The sequence below is a fragment of the Pseudomonas sp. rhizo25 genome (genome assembly GCF_031931935.1).
GTDB lineage: Bacteria > Pseudomonadota > Gammaproteobacteria > Pseudomonadales > Pseudomonadaceae > Aquipseudomonas > Aquipseudomonas synxantha.
On the sequence record NZ_JAUJXA010000001.1, the window covers coordinates 442,113 to 455,459 of the forward strand.

At 60.7% G+C, this 13,347-nt stretch carries 11 protein-coding genes; 8 read left to right on the plus strand and 3 right to left on the minus strand.

Going from position 1 to position 13,347, the window contains the following annotated elements; genetic code table 11:
- The first annotated feature begins 21 nt into the window (after positions 1-21).
- The 8 genes from glpD to QZR30_RS02205 all read left to right on the plus strand — a co-directional run bounded on the left by glpD (position 22) and on the right by QZR30_RS02205 (position 8,914).
- Positions 22-1,560, plus strand: a complete 1,539-nt coding sequence (glpD, locus tag QZR30_RS02170; RefSeq protein ID WP_046071147.1) for a glycerol-3-phosphate dehydrogenase — start codon at positions 22-24, stop codon at positions 1,558-1,560.
- A 378-nt stretch (positions 1,561-1,938) separates the two neighbouring features.
- A complete protein-coding gene (locus QZR30_RS02175; protein ID WP_046071146.1) occupies positions 1,939-2,865 on the plus strand; it encodes a glutamate/aspartate ABC transporter substrate-binding protein in 927 nt (308 codons plus the stop codon).
- Positions 2,866-3,057: 192 nt separating this feature from the next.
- A complete protein-coding gene (locus QZR30_RS02180) occupies positions 3,058-3,804 on the plus strand; it encodes an amino acid ABC transporter permease (RefSeq protein WP_046071145.1) in 747 nt (248 codons plus the stop codon).
- Positions 3,804-4,475: an amino acid ABC transporter permease gene (locus QZR30_RS02185; RefSeq protein ID WP_046071144.1), complete on the plus strand. Its 672-nt coding sequence runs from the start codon at positions 3,804-3,806 to the stop codon at positions 4,473-4,475. Before QZR30_RS02180 ends, QZR30_RS02185 begins: the two co-directional genes overlap by 1 nt.
- Positions 4,472-5,206 (plus strand): amino acid ABC transporter ATP-binding protein, encoded by a 735-nt coding sequence (locus tag QZR30_RS02190; protein WP_046071143.1) that lies wholly within the window; start codon positions 4,472-4,474, stop codon positions 5,204-5,206. The genes QZR30_RS02185 and QZR30_RS02190 overlap by 4 nt, the downstream gene beginning before the upstream one ends.
- A 122-nt stretch (positions 5,207-5,328) precedes the next feature.
- On the plus strand, positions 5,329-7,230 hold the full coding sequence (locus QZR30_RS02195; protein ID WP_046071142.1) for a sensor histidine kinase: 1,902 nt from the start codon (positions 5,329-5,331) through the stop codon (positions 7,228-7,230).
- Positions 7,227-8,576, plus strand: coding sequence for a sigma-54-dependent transcriptional regulator (locus tag QZR30_RS02200; protein WP_046071141.1), 1,350 nt, complete (start codon positions 7,227-7,229; stop codon positions 8,574-8,576). The genes QZR30_RS02195 and QZR30_RS02200 overlap by 4 nt, the downstream gene beginning before the upstream one ends.
- Positions 8,576-8,914, plus strand: a complete 339-nt coding sequence (locus QZR30_RS02205) for a GlpM family protein (RefSeq protein WP_056845422.1) — start codon at positions 8,576-8,578, stop codon at positions 8,912-8,914. The genes QZR30_RS02200 and QZR30_RS02205 overlap by 1 nt, the downstream gene beginning before the upstream one ends.
- 49 nt (positions 8,915-8,963) lie before the next feature.
- Here the strand turns inward: QZR30_RS02205 and QZR30_RS02210 are convergent, their stop codons facing one another.
- The 3 genes from QZR30_RS02210 to QZR30_RS02220 are packed head-to-tail and all read right to left on the minus strand — an operon-like array spanning position 8,964 to position 13,253.
- Entirely contained in the window at positions 8,964-10,361 is a 1,398-nt protein-coding gene (locus QZR30_RS02210; protein ID WP_311902901.1) for a sigma-54-dependent transcriptional regulator, read from the minus strand.
- The gene (locus QZR30_RS02215; RefSeq protein ID WP_046071138.1) at positions 10,351-12,129 is read right to left on the minus strand and encodes a sensor histidine kinase; all 1,779 of its coding nucleotides are present in this window, start codon (positions 12,127-12,129) and stop codon (positions 10,351-10,353) included. The genes QZR30_RS02210 and QZR30_RS02215 overlap by 11 nt, the downstream gene beginning before the upstream one ends.
- Positions 12,129-13,253, minus strand: coding sequence for a GNAT family N-acetyltransferase (locus QZR30_RS02220; RefSeq protein WP_274358032.1), 1,125 nt, complete (start codon positions 13,251-13,253; stop codon positions 12,129-12,131). The genes QZR30_RS02215 and QZR30_RS02220 overlap by 1 nt, the downstream gene beginning before the upstream one ends.
- Positions 13,254-13,347 lie beyond the last annotated feature (94 nt).

Below are 13,347 nucleotides of genomic sequence, written 5' to 3' on the forward strand. Positions count from 1 at the left end.
AAAAGATCGCGAGGCTAGCCGATGAACCCTTCCACCTTGCCTGCTCCACCGCTTGCCGAAGTCTATGACGTTGCCGTAATCGGTGGCGGGATCAATGGCGTCGGCATTGCAGCAGACGCAGCCGGTCGCGGTTTGTCGGTATTCCTTTGCGAAAAGGACGACCTGGCCAGCCACACCTCATCGGCCAGCAGCAAGCTGATCCACGGCGGCTTGCGCTACCTGGAACATTACGAATTCCGCCTGGTGCGTGAAGCCCTGGCCGAACGTGAAGTGCTGCTGGCCAAGGCACCGCATATCGTCAAGCAGATGCGCTTCGTACTGCCCCACCGTCCGCACTTGCGTCCGGCCTGGATGATTCGTGCCGGCTTGTTCCTTTATGACCACTTGGGCAAGCGGGAGAAACTGGCGGGTTCCAAAAGCCTCAAATTCGGCGCCGACAGCCCGCTGAAAAGCGAAATCACCAAGGGCTTCGAATACTCCGACTGCTGGGTGGATGACGCCCGCCTGGTGGTACTCAACGCCATGGCTGCCCGTGAAAAAGGCGCACACATCCATACACAGACCCGTTGCATCAGCGCCCATCGCAGCAACGGCATGTGGGAAATGAACATGGAACGTGCCGATGGCAGCCTGTTCTCGATCCGCGCCCGCGCACTGGTGAATGCTGCCGGCCCGTGGGTCGCCAAGTTCATCAGGGACGACCTCAAGCTGGATTCGCCCTACGGCATCCGCCTGATCCAGGGCAGCCACCTGATCGTGCCAAGACTGTACGAAGGCGCCCACGCGCACATCCTGCAGAACGAAGACCAACGCATCGTCTTCACTATTCCGTACCTGAACCACCTGACCATCATTGGCACCACTGATCGCGAATACACCGGCGACCCGGCGAAAGTAGCGATTACCGAAGGTGAAACCGACTACATGCTTAAGGTGGTCAACGCGCACTTCAAGAAACAGCTGAGCCGTGACGATATCGTCCACACCTACTCCGGCGTGCGCCCACTGTGCAACGACGAGTCGGACAACCCGTCGGCAATCACCCGCGACTACACTCTGGCGCTGTCCGGCAGCAACGGCGAAGCGCCGATCCTGTCGGTGTTCGGCGGCAAGCTCACCACCTATCGCAAGCTGGCAGAATCGGCCATGGCCCAGCTGGCGCCGTACTTCACCCAGATGCGCCCAAGCTGGACCGCCACGGCCAGCCTGCCCGGCGGTGAAAACATGACCACGCCCGAAGCCCTGGCCGATGCGATCCGCGCCAAGTTCGACTGGATCCCGAGCGAAATCGCCCGCCGCTGGTCCACCACCTACGGCAGTCGCACCTGGCGCCTGCTGGAGGGCGTGCAATCGCTGGCCGACCTCGGTGACCACCTGGGTGGCGGCCTGTACACCCGTGAAGTTGATTACCTGTGCGCCGAAGAATGGGTGACGCAACCGCAGGACGTACTGTGGCGCCGTACCAAGCTTGGCCTGTTCACCACGCCGCAGGAGCAGGACAACGTGCAACGCTACCTGGCGAAGGTCGAACAAAGCCGTAGCAAGATCGAAGCGGCCTGATAGCCATCCCCAAACTGTAGGAGCGAGCTTGCTCGCGAGAAACCTGAGAGCGCCGCGTTTATTCAGAATAAACGCGGCGCTTTTGCGTTTTCGCGAGCAAGCTCGCTCCCGCAGATGACCTGGGCGGCATTCGGTTTTCCGAACGCAAGCTCCCGCCCTATTCGGTTTGCCGGACCCGGCGTCGAAAACCGCGTCGTAACATAAAGTTAATCCCGATATAAATCATGTAGTTAACCTTTTATTTTCGGTATGGCACGACTCATGCTCTACACTCTTTGACGATTACCTGAGGCGCCTTAGGAGCCGTCTCGGGCATTCGCTGTACAAAAGAGCCGTTTAGCTGGCTTCATAAAAAAAACAAATGTCGAGGAAGTATTGATGCGCATCGTTCCCCATATCCTGGGCGCAGCTATTGCTGCTGCTCTGATCAGCACTCCAGTTTTCGCCGCCGAACTCACCGGCACACTGAAGAAAATCAACGACTCCGGCACCATCACTCTCGCTCACCGCGACAGCTCCATTCCGTTTTCCTACATCGCGGACGGTTCGGGCAAACCCGTGGGCTACTCCCACGACATTCAGTTGGCCGTCGTTGAACAGCTGAAAAAAGACCTGAACAAACCCGACCTCAAAGCCAAGTACAACCTGGTGACCTCGCAAACACGTATCCCGCTGATCCAGAACGGCACCGCGGACCTCGAGTGCGGCTCCACCACCAACAACGCCGAACGCGCCCAGCAAGTCGACTTCACCGTCAACATCTTCGAAATCGGCACTCGCCTGCTGGTCAAGAAAGACAAGGATGGCAAGCCGTCCTACGCTGACTTTGCCGACCTCAAAGGCAAGAACGTCGTGACCACCGCCGGCACCACGTCCGAGCGCATCATCAAGGCGATGAACGCCGACAAGCAGATGGGCATGAACGTCATCTCCGCCAAAGACCACGGCGAGTCCTTCCAGATGCTCGAAAGCGGCCGTGCCGTTGCGTTCATGATGGACGACGCGCTGCTCGCCGGTGAAGAAGCCAAGGCCAAGAAGCCGGACGACTGGGTCATCACCGGTACTCCGCAGTCCTTTGAAGCCTACGCATGTATGGTTCGCAAAGGCGACCCTGACTTCAAGAAGGCTGTGGATGGCGCCATCGTCGCCCTGTACAAATCCGGCGAGATCAACAAGATCTACAGCAAGTGGTTTGAAAGCCCGATTCCACCAAAAGGCCTGAACCTCAACTTCCCGATGAGTGACAAGGTTAAGGAGCTGATCGCTAACCCAAGCGACAAACCAGCGCCTGACGTAAAAATCTGATACCTGACTAAGCTTATTCCTGAGGGAGCCAACCTCCCTCAGGCATCTGTTACTACCTGCTGGCTTTAATTTGGAACACTCGACCTGGCGGTTTCCGAGCCGATCGTGTGTGCCTGGCATTCATTGCCAGGTGGGAAAGGATCTTCCCCAAGCGGGTGCTTGTACATTGATCGATCTCGAGGGGAGACCCTAATGAATTACAACTGGGACTGGGGCGTGTTCTTCAAGTCCACTGGCGTTGGCAGCGAGACGTATCTCGACTGGTACATCGCCGGCCTGGGCTGGACCATCGCCATCGCTGTCGTGGCATGGATCATCGCCTTGCTGCTGGGCTCCATTCTGGGGGTCATGCGCACCGTGCCAAACCGCATCGTATCGGGCATTGCGACCTGCTACGTCGAACTGTTTCGTAACGTGCCGCTGCTGGTTCAGCTGTTCATCTGGTACTTCCTGGTGCCCGACCTGCTGCCGCAGAACCTGCAGGACTGGTACAAGCAAGACCTGAACCCGACTACCTCGGCCTACCTGAGCGTTGTCGTGTGCCTGGGCCTGTTCACCGCCGCCCGTGTGTGTGAACAAGTGCGTACCGGCATCCAGGCGCTGCCCCGTGGCCAGGAGTCCGCTGCACGCGCCATGGGCTTCAAGCTGCCGCAGATCTACTGGAACGTGCTGCTGCCCCAGGCGTATCGCATCATCATTCCGCCGCTTACCTCGGAATTCCTCAACGTGTTCAAGAACTCCTCCGTGGCGTCTTTGATCGGCTTGATGGAACTGCTGGCGCAAACCAAGCAGACCGCCGAGTTCTCGGCCAACCTGTTCGAAGCCTTCACCTTGGCCACGCTGATCTATTTCACCCTGAACATGAGCCTGATGCTGCTGATGCGCGTGGTGGAGAAGAAAGTCGCGGTGCCCGGCCTGATCTCCGTGGGGGGTAAATAATGGACTTTGATTTCAGCGGCATCATCCCCGCCATCCCGGGCCTGTGGAACGGCATGGTCATGACCCTGCAGTTGATGGTCATGGGCGTGGTCGGCGGCATCATCCTGGGTACGATCCTTGCGTTGATGCGCCTGTCGTCCAGCAAACTGCTGTCGCGTGTGGCCGGCGCCTATGTGAACTACTTCCGCTCGATCCCGCTGCTGCTGGTGATTACCTGGTTCTACCTGGCGGTGCCGTTCGTGCTGCGCTGGATCACCGGCGAAGACACTCCCATCGGTGCGTTCACCTCCTGCGTCGTGGCGTTCATGATGTTCGAGGCCGCGTATTTCTGCGAAATCGTGCGAGCCGGCGTGCAGTCGATTCCCAAGGGCCAGATGGCCGCGGCACAAGCCATGGGCATGACCTACGGGCAGACCATGCGCCTGATCATCCTGCCCCAGGCGTTTCGCAAGATGACGCCACTGTTGCTGCAACAATCGATCATCCTGTTCCAGGACACTTCGCTGGTCTACACCGTGGGCCTGGTGGACTTCCTCAACTCCGCCCGCTCCAACGGCGACATCATCGGCCGCTCCAATGAGTTCCTGATCTTTGCCGGTGTCGTCTACTTCATCATCAGCTTTTCCGCCTCGCTGCTGGTCAAGCGTCTGCAAAAAAGGTTTGCCGTATGATCTCTATCAAGAACATCAACAAGTGGTATGGCGACTTCCAGGTGCTGACCGATTGCAGCACCGAGGTTAAAAAAGGCGAAGTGATCGTGGTGTGCGGGCCGTCCGGCTCGGGCAAATCCACCCTGATCAAGTGCGTCAACGCTTTGGAACCGTTCCAGAAAGGCGACGTAGTGGTCGATGGCACCTCCATCGCCGACCCGAAGACCAACCTGCCGAAACTGCGTTCGCGGGTGGGCATGGTGTTCCAGCACTTCGAGCTGTTCCCGCACCTGACCATTACGGAAAACCTGACCATCGCGCAGATCAAGGTGCTGGGCCGCAGCAAGGAAGAAGCCACCAAGAAAGGCCTGCAGCTGCTTGACCGCGTGGGCTTGTCGGCACACGCCCACAAGCATCCTGGCCAGCTCTCCGGGGGCCAGCAGCAACGTGTGGCAATTGCCCGCGCACTGGCCATGGACCCGATCGTCATGCTGTTCGATGAACCGACCTCGGCGCTGGACCCGGAAATGGTCAACGAAGTACTCGACGTGATGGTGCAACTGGCCCAGGAAGGCATGACCATGATGTGCGTGACCCACGAAATGGGCTTTGCGCGCAAAGTGGCCGACCGCGTGATCTTCATGGATGCCGGCAAGATCATCGAGGACTGCCCGAAGGAAGAGTTCTTCGGCGACATCAGCGCTCGCTCCGAACGTGCGCAGCACTTCCTTGAGAAAATCCTGCAGCACTAAGTACTACTTAGCTAAGTACACAGCTCCTACTGTAGAAACCGGGCCAATGTGGGAGGGGGGCAAGACCCCTCCCACACTGGACCACACAGGCTGGCAGCTCTGGTTGACCCAAGGCATCTGTGATGAAATGCGACCCCAATCAATATCGCGCCGCGCCGCCATCACTTGCCGTGAAGCCTCGTCTGATACGCCAACTGTTCCTGCCGCCGTTGATCATCGCCCTGATGGTCGGCTTGGGTTATATCGGCTTCTGGGTCAGTGAGTACTATGGCATCCGTACCCTCAGCGACAACGGCGAACGCCAGTTGGAGCTGCACGCCCGCACCGTCGAAAGCGAACTGAGCAAATACACCTACCTGCCCAGCCTGCTGGAGCTGGAGTCGAGCGTTTCGCGGTTGCTGGCCGACCCGAACCAGGAAACCCGCACCACGGTCAATGCTTACCTCGAGGGCCTGAACCGCCGCAGTCGCAGCCGGGCCATCTACGTGATGGACACCACCGGCCGCGTGCTGGCCACCAGTAACTGGCGCGATGCCGACAGTTACCAGGGTGAAGACCTGTCCTTCCGCGCCTATTTCCAGAATGCCGTACGCGGCCAGCCCGGCCGTTTCTATGGCATCGGCAGCACCAACGGCGAACCCGGCTATTACTTGGCCCATGGCCTGGAAGAGCATGGCAAGATCATCGGCGTCGCGGTGGTCAAGGTCCGCCTCGAAGCCCTGGAAGAACGCTGGCAACGCGCCCGCCTCGAAGCCTTCGTAAGCGACGAGAACGGCATCATCATCCTCTCCAGCGACCCGGCCCGCCGCCTCAAGGCCGTACGCCCACTGAGCGAAGACACCAAGGAACGCCTGGCCCACAGCCTGCAATATTACTGGGCGACGCTCAACGAACTGCAGCCCCTGGCCCGTGAGCGCCTGAACGAGGGCACCGAGAAACTGACCTTCCCGGCCAACAGCGAAGTGGTCAACGACGAGCACGCCGTCAGCTACCTGGCGCAAACCCGTCCGCTCAACGACACACCGTGGCAATTCACCTTGCTCACCCCGCTCAACGACCTGCGCCGTGCCGCGATCAACCAGGGCATCCTGGTAGCCGTTGCCTTTGGCCTGGTGGCCTTCTTGCTGATTGCCTGGAATGAACGGCGCAAGGTCATTGCCACCCGCCTCGCCGCCCGAGAAGCCCTGCAGGAGGCCAATAGCCAGCTGGAACGACGGATTGCCGAACGCACCGCCGACCTACGCGCCAGCAACGAACGGCTCAAGGGCCAGATCCGCGAACGGCGCCAAGCCGAAGAAACCCTGCGCCACGCCCAGGACGAACTAGTGCAGGCCGGTAAACTCGCGGCCATCGGCCAGATGTCCACCAGCATCGCCCACGAATTGAACCAACCGCTGGCGGCCCTGCGCACGCTGTCGGGAAACACGGTGCGTTTCCTCGAGCGCGGCGCCCTGGACACCGCCAGTACCAACCTCAAGGCCATCAACGAATTGATCGACCGCATGGGCCGCATCACCGCCAGCCTGCGCTCCTTTGCCCGACGCGGTGACGACCAGGGCGAAGCCAACCTCGGCAAAGCCGTGGACGCCGCGTTCCAGGTACTGGGCGCACGCCTGGACGGCCTGCCGTTGACTTTGCACCGTGACTTCAGCAACGCCCAATTGCAGATCGACCAGACGCGCTTGGAGCAGATCCTGGTCAACCTGATCGGCAATGCCCTTGATGCGATGCAAGCGCAACCGGCACCGCAGCTATGGCTGGAAGGCCAGGTCGTCGATGGCAAATATCGCCTGCGGGTGCGTGACAACGGCCATGGCATCGACCCCGAGACGCGCAAGCATTTGTTCGAACCGTTCTTCACCACCAAGCCTGGCGAGCAGGGCCTGGGCCTGGGCCTGACGCTATCGGCCAGCCTCGCGGCGGCCACCGGCGGCAATCTCGCCGTGGAGCACCCTGCCGGTGGTGGTACTGCCTTTGTCCTGAGCCTGCCGCTGGTGGGCACTCAACAAACCGAGTCGACATGAATACAGACACTACAACTGCGACCGACGACCTCACCGTGCTGATCGTCGAGGACGACCCCCATGTGTTGCTCGGCTGCCAGCAAGCCCTGGCGCTGGAAGACATTCCCAGCATCGGCGTGGGCAGTGCCGAAGAGGCGCTGCATCGCGTCGGCGAAAACTTCGCCGGCATCGTCATCAGTGATATCCGCCTGCCGGGCATCGACGGCCTGGAACTGCTGACCCGACTCAAGGCCCTGGATAAAAGCCTGCCGGTGGTACTGATCACCGGGCACGGCGACATCTCCATGGCGGTCGGTGCCATGCGCAACGGCGCCTACGACTTCATGGAAAAACCCTTCTCCCCCGAACGCTTGGTGGAAGTCGCCCGCCGCGCCTTGGAGCAGCGTGGGCTGGCGCGGGAAGTCTGGTCGTTGCGTCGCCAACTGGCCGAACGCGACTCGTTGGAAGGCCGCATTATCGGTCGCTCGCCGGCGATGCAAAACCTGCGCGAACTGATCGCCAACGTCGCCGACACCTCGGCCAACGTGCTGATCGAAGGCGAGACCGGCACCGGCAAGGAGTTGGTCGCGCGCTGCCTGCATGATTTCAGCCGGCGCCATTCCCACCAGTTCGTCGCTTTGAACTGCGGGGGCTTGCCGGAGAACCTGTTCGAAAGCGAAATTTTCGGCCATGAAGCCAACGCCTTTACCGGCGCCGGCAAGCGCCGCATTGGCAAGATCGAGCACGCCCACCAAGGCACACTATTCCTCGATGAAGTGGAAAGCATGCCGATCAACCTGCAGATCAAACTGCTGCGGGTCTTGCAGGAGCGCACCCTGGAACGCCTGGGTTCGAACCAGAGCGTGGCGGTGGATTGCCGGGTTATCGCCGCCACCAAGTCCGACCTCGACGAACTGAGCCGCGCCAGCCAGTTCCGCAGCGACCTGTACTACCGCCTCAATGTGGTGACCCTGGAACTGCCGCCCCTGCGCGAGCGGCGCGAAGACATCCTGCAGCTGTTCGAACACTTCTTGCAGCAATCGTCACTGCGCTTCGACCGCAGCGTTCCGGACCTCGACAACCAGACCTTGTCCAGCCTGATGAGCCACGACTGGCCGGGCAACGTGCGGGAGCTACGCAACGTCGCCGAACGCTTCGCCCTCGGCCTGCCCGCCTTCAAGAAAAGCGGCGCCGGCAGCGGTAACCAGGGCCTGGCCTTTACCGAGGCAGTGGAAGCTTTTGAGCGCAACCTGCTCAGCGACGCGTTGCAACGCAGCGGCGGCAACCTGACCCAGGCCAGCCAGGAACTGGGCATGGCCAAGACCACATTGTTCGACAAGGTCAAGAAATACGGGTTGAGCCACTGATGGATCTTGTTCTGAAGGCCGCCCTTGGCGCGGCGGTGGTATTGATCCTGGCGGCGTTGGCCAAAACCAAAAATTATTACATCGCCGGATTGGTGCCGCTGTTTCCGACCTTTGCGCTGATCGCCCATTACATCGTCGGCAAGGGCCGTTCGGTGGAGGACTTGAAGACCACCATCGTGTTCGGGATGTGGTCGATCATTCCTTACTTTGTGTATTTGGCGACCTTGTATGTGATGGTGGATCGGATGCGGCTGGAAGCGTCACTCGCTGTGGCGGCCGTAGCGTGGTTGATGGCCGCGACGGTGCTGGTCAGCGTGTGGGTACGCCTCCATACCTGACTCAACTCGGTCAAAAATGTGGGAGGGGGCTTACCCCAATAGCGGTGTGTCAGCGGACTATTTTGTCTACTTGAATTCCTAGTTTCTTCAGGCGATACCAGAAGCTGCGCTCGGAAATCCCGATGCGCTGTGCCGCCGCGGCCTGAACGCCATTGCTCTCCTGCAACGCCGCGAGGATGTAGGCCTTCTCCACCTCCGCCAACGCCGCATCCAGGTCCCGCGGCACGCCCGGCCCGTCGCTGAGGACCGCCGTCACCCCGCCCTCACTTGGCTTGGAAGCAAACAGATACCCCGGCAAATCAATATCTTCGATCACCGGCGACGCCGCCACGATGGTCGCGCGTTCCACGCAGTTCTGCAGCTCGCGGATATTGCCCGGCCAGTGATACGCCGCCATGGCCTGCAACGCCTCGGGGCTGAAACCGGTGATGCGTTTGCCGGCGGTGGCGCTCAAGGTCTGGGCGAAGTGCCGGGCCAGGGGCGCTATATCTTCCACGCGCTCGCGCAGGGCCGGCAGCGGAATCGGGAAGACGTTGAGGCGGTAATACAGGTCTTCGCGAAACTCTTTGTTGGCCACCGCGTCCAGCAGGTTCTTGTTGGTGGCGGCGATCACTCGCACGTCGACCTTGCGCTCCCGAGGGTCGCCCACCGGCTCGATCACCCGCTCTTGCAAGGCACGCAAAATCTTGGCCTGCAACGCCAGGGGCATATCCCCGACTTCGTCGAGAAACAACGTGCCTTTGTCAGCTTGCATGAAACGCCCGACCCGGTCCGCCACGGCGCCGGTGAAAGCGCCTTTGCGATGCCCGAACATCTCGCTTTCCAGCAAGCCTTCGGGAATCGCCGCGCAGTTCACTGCCACAAAGGGTTTGTCGGCGCGGCTGCCGTGCTTGTGGATGGCGCGGGCGACCATTTCCTTGCCGGTGCCGCTTTCGCCGGTCAGCAGGATGGTCGTGCTGCTGTCACGTACCGAATCCACCGCCTGCAATACCTTGCGGAACGCCGGGCTGTCGCCGACCAGGCTGTCAAACTGTGCGTGCTCGTCCAGTTCGGCGCGCATGCGTGCGTTATCGCGCATGATGTCGCGAAATTGCAGGGCCTTGGCCACGGTGATGTCCAGCTCGTCGATATCGAACGGCTTGGCGATGTAGTCATAGGCGCCGTTGCGCATCGATTGCACAGCATTTTTCACCGTGCTGTAGGCGGTCATCACGATCACCGGCACTTGGGGGTAGCGCAGCTTGATCTCGGCCAGCAGCGCCGGGCCATCCATGCCCGGCATGCGCCAGTCGCTGATGACTAGGTCAATGTCCTCATCCCCCAGCACCTTGAGGGCATGCAGGCCATTGCCCGCGCTGAATACCTGGATGCCATTCTGGCTCAGGGCGGACGACAACAGGTCACACAGTTTGGTCTCGTCATCCACCACTAATACGTTATGCGTCATGCCTGTCCTCATCTTCGCCGTCGTCTTCACCGTTAGCCGGAATGTACAGGCTGAACGTGGCGCCGGCATCTTTCTCGCTGGCGCATTCGATGCTGCCGTCATGACTTTCCATGATCGAATAGACTTTGGCCAGGCCCAGCCCGGTGCCCGACGCCTTGGTGGTGACGAACGGCGTGAAGATGCGCTCGACCATATCCGCGGCAATGCCCTGGCCGGTATCGCCGATGCTGATCACCGTGTTATCGCCGACGCTGCGGATCCCCAGGGTCAGGCGCCCACCTTCGGGCATCGCATCGATAGCATTAAGAATCAGGTTGAGGCAGGCCTGCTTGAGCTGCTTGGCGTCCGCATAGATCGTGGCGTCAGGCGCCTGGTCGTCTATCTGTGCATCGATGTTGTGGCTGCTCAGCTCCGGGCTGCAGAAACCGAGGATCTCTTCCACCAAGGCGCGGGCCGGCTGCAACACGCGGATCGGTGGGTTGGGCTTGGCAAAGTCGAGGAACTCGGTGATCAGGTCGTTGATGCGGCTGACCTCGCTGATCACATATTCCAGGTGGCGCTTGTCGGCGTCCGCGAGGTCGGCGCGCCGGTGCAACAGTTGGGTGGCGGTCTTGATGATGCCCAGCGGGTTGCGGATTTCGTGGGCCAGGCCCATGGCTACTTCACCCAGCGCATGCAGGCGATCACGCCGGCGCAACTGGGCTTCGAGGTGATGCAACTCGCCCAGGCGCTCGGTCATGTGATTGAAGGTGCTGCTCAGCTGCGCCAGCTCGTCACCACCGCTGACCACCACACGGTGGGCGTAACTGCCCGAGATCACGGCGTCCACGCCCTGGGACAGGTCCCGCAGCGGCTTGGTCAGGCGCCGCGACACCAGCAACCCGGCCGCCAGCGAAAGGGCCGAGCTAAGCAGGAAAATCAGCACGAACAGGTTGCTCTGGTTCACCAGCCCCACCAGGCTGGTATGACGTAGCAGTCCGCTGAAAATCACCCCTTGCAGCTCGCCAGCATCGTTGAAGATCGGCCAATACAACCCGCTGTACTGGTTGGTGAACTGCTCGCTGGGTTGTTTGGTACTGCGCAGTGCAGCCTCGACGTTTTTCGGGATGCGCGAGGGGTGATTCTCGAAGCGCTGGGTGGAAAATATTTCGGAAAAGCCTGCGGGGTTGGCCAGGTAAAGACGCAGGTCGAGGGAATGCACATCGGCCACGCTGGTCAGGAAACTGCTATCCAGGTAGGTAGCCACCAGCAGCAGGTAATCAACGCCGTCACGGCTGGTTTCGAAGGTCGACACCACCAGGCCGGTACTCACCCCGGCGACTTGCACGGTCTGCAGCACCGCATTGCTGGTCAGGCTGATCTGCCTGACGATGTCATCGGCGGCCGTGCTGAACACCACCTTATGGTCACTGGTGCGAATCAGCGCCACCACGTCGATATCAGTGGCGTCGGCGATATCGGCGGTGAGCCGGTCATGCTTGGCGGCTTGTTTGGACGACGGCGGGCTGGTGTAACGCAAAAACAGCTTGGCCATGCGCGCGTTGTCATGAAGGATGTCGCCGATCTCGTCCTTGACGATCTTGGTCGACTCTTGCAGCCAGATGCGTACGTTGCTGTCGAAAATCTGCGATAGCGTGGTGGCGGCCAGCTCGGCCGCGATCATGGTCGGAATAACGCTGACCAGCCAGAACGCCAGCACCAGCTTGCGCTGGACGCTCCAACGCGAAATGGCAAAGGGGCGGGCTTTCTGGCGGGTCTTGGTGATCATCAGGTTTCGCTTATCGCAGCAGCCATGGCAGGGTCGGAACGATCCGGTCGAATAAACAGTTTTACAAGCTTGAGCAAGCCGTTGACCAGCCGGTTGCGGTGGCGAAAGAACAGGCTGTTGCCCTGGAACTCGCACCCCAGGCGCAGTTTACTGGCATACCCGGCCTGGCCGCACTCGTACAGCGGGATTTTGTGTTGAATACAATAGTCGACATTGGTCAGCCAACTGCGAAAGTACAGGTTGTATTCGCGGCTGAACTGGATGTCGTGACCAAAGAACTTGTCCACCAGCCGATGCTCGTCCAGCAGGATCAGGTTGAACGCCACCAGGTGTTCGCCCACCCAGTAAAGAACACAGACCGCCCGCTCGTTCAGTTGTTCGAGTACTTGGGTGAAGTAACCGGCGGGCAGGCGCTCGAACTGCAGGTCCGCGCGCGTCAGCGTCGCTTCATACAGGCGCATGACCTCGGGCAGCACATCATCGATATTGCGGCGCCACTCGACCCGCGGCCCCGGTGCGCGCAGTTTGCGGCGCAGGTCCTTGCGAGTGGATTTGCCCAGCGAACCCAAGTAAGCGTCTACTGAACCGTAGGGCAGCGGTAACACACCAGTAGGCAAGCTCGGCATATTTTGAAAACCTGCTGCCCGGCAGCTTTCAGCCCAATGCGGGTCGTTGGTCGGCGCGTCCTTGACCGCCACCAGCCCGATACCGAGTTGATCGGCGTCGGCACGCGCAGCCGCCAGCAACTGTTGCAGCAACAACGGGCGCCGTGCCTTGGGCACATGGCTGGCGACCCCGGCATCACAGCGCTCAGCCACCGGCGAACCGATGGCGTACAACGCCAGTTGCAAAGCACCCGGCCACAGCCGGTCCAGGCGCTCGGTCAAGCGCTTGCCGGCCCCCGACACGGTGGTGTCGAGGCGATAATGGGTGATGAACGCGGCAGCCACAGCCACTAGCGTTTGATCGTCAAAGACCGCCAGGTAACGCCACTGAAAGTCATCGATCGCGGCGTTTTCCACGGCCAGGTAATAGTCCCAATCCTCCAGGGCACCGGGAAAACAGTCGTTCCAGGCATCGCGCTGGATGGCGCGGATGGTCGGGAAGGCTTGGGTGGTTAGCACAGTTTTTCCTTATCAACACCGCCCCACTGTGGGAGCGAGCTTGCTCGCGAAAATCGCACAGATACCGCGTTCAGCCTGGCAGTACGCGCTATCG

What these genes read in the sequence shown, in the direction of transcription:
- glpD (WP_046071147.1), top strand. Translation starts at nt 22, where the DNA reads ATGAACCCTTCCACCTTGCCTGCTCCACCGCTTGCCGAAGTCTATGAC.
- QZR30_RS02175 (WP_046071146.1), top strand. Translation starts at nt 1,939, where the DNA reads ATGCGCATCGTTCCCCATATCCTGGGCGCAGCTATTGCTGCTGCTCTG.
- QZR30_RS02180 (WP_046071145.1), top strand. Translation starts at nt 3,058, where the DNA reads ATGAATTACAACTGGGACTGGGGCGTGTTCTTCAAGTCCACTGGCGTT.
- QZR30_RS02185 (WP_046071144.1), top strand. Translation starts at nt 3,804, where the DNA reads ATGGACTTTGATTTCAGCGGCATCATCCCCGCCATCCCGGGCCTGTGG.
- QZR30_RS02190 (WP_046071143.1), top strand. Translation starts at nt 4,472, where the DNA reads ATGATCTCTATCAAGAACATCAACAAGTGGTATGGCGACTTCCAGGTG.
- QZR30_RS02195 (WP_046071142.1), top strand. Translation starts at nt 5,329, where the DNA reads ATGAAATGCGACCCCAATCAATATCGCGCCGCGCCGCCATCACTTGCC.
- QZR30_RS02200 (WP_046071141.1), top strand. Translation starts at nt 7,227, where the DNA reads ATGAATACAGACACTACAACTGCGACCGACGACCTCACCGTGCTGATC.
- QZR30_RS02205 (WP_056845422.1), top strand. Translation starts at nt 8,576, where the DNA reads ATGGATCTTGTTCTGAAGGCCGCCCTTGGCGCGGCGGTGGTATTGATC.
- QZR30_RS02210 (WP_311902901.1), bottom strand. Translation starts at nt 10,361, where the DNA reads ATGACGCATAACGTATTAGTGGTGGATGACGAGACCAAACTGTGTGAC.
- QZR30_RS02215 (WP_046071138.1), bottom strand. Translation starts at nt 12,129, where the DNA reads ATGATCACCAAGACCCGCCAGAAAGCCCGCCCCTTTGCCATTTCGCGT.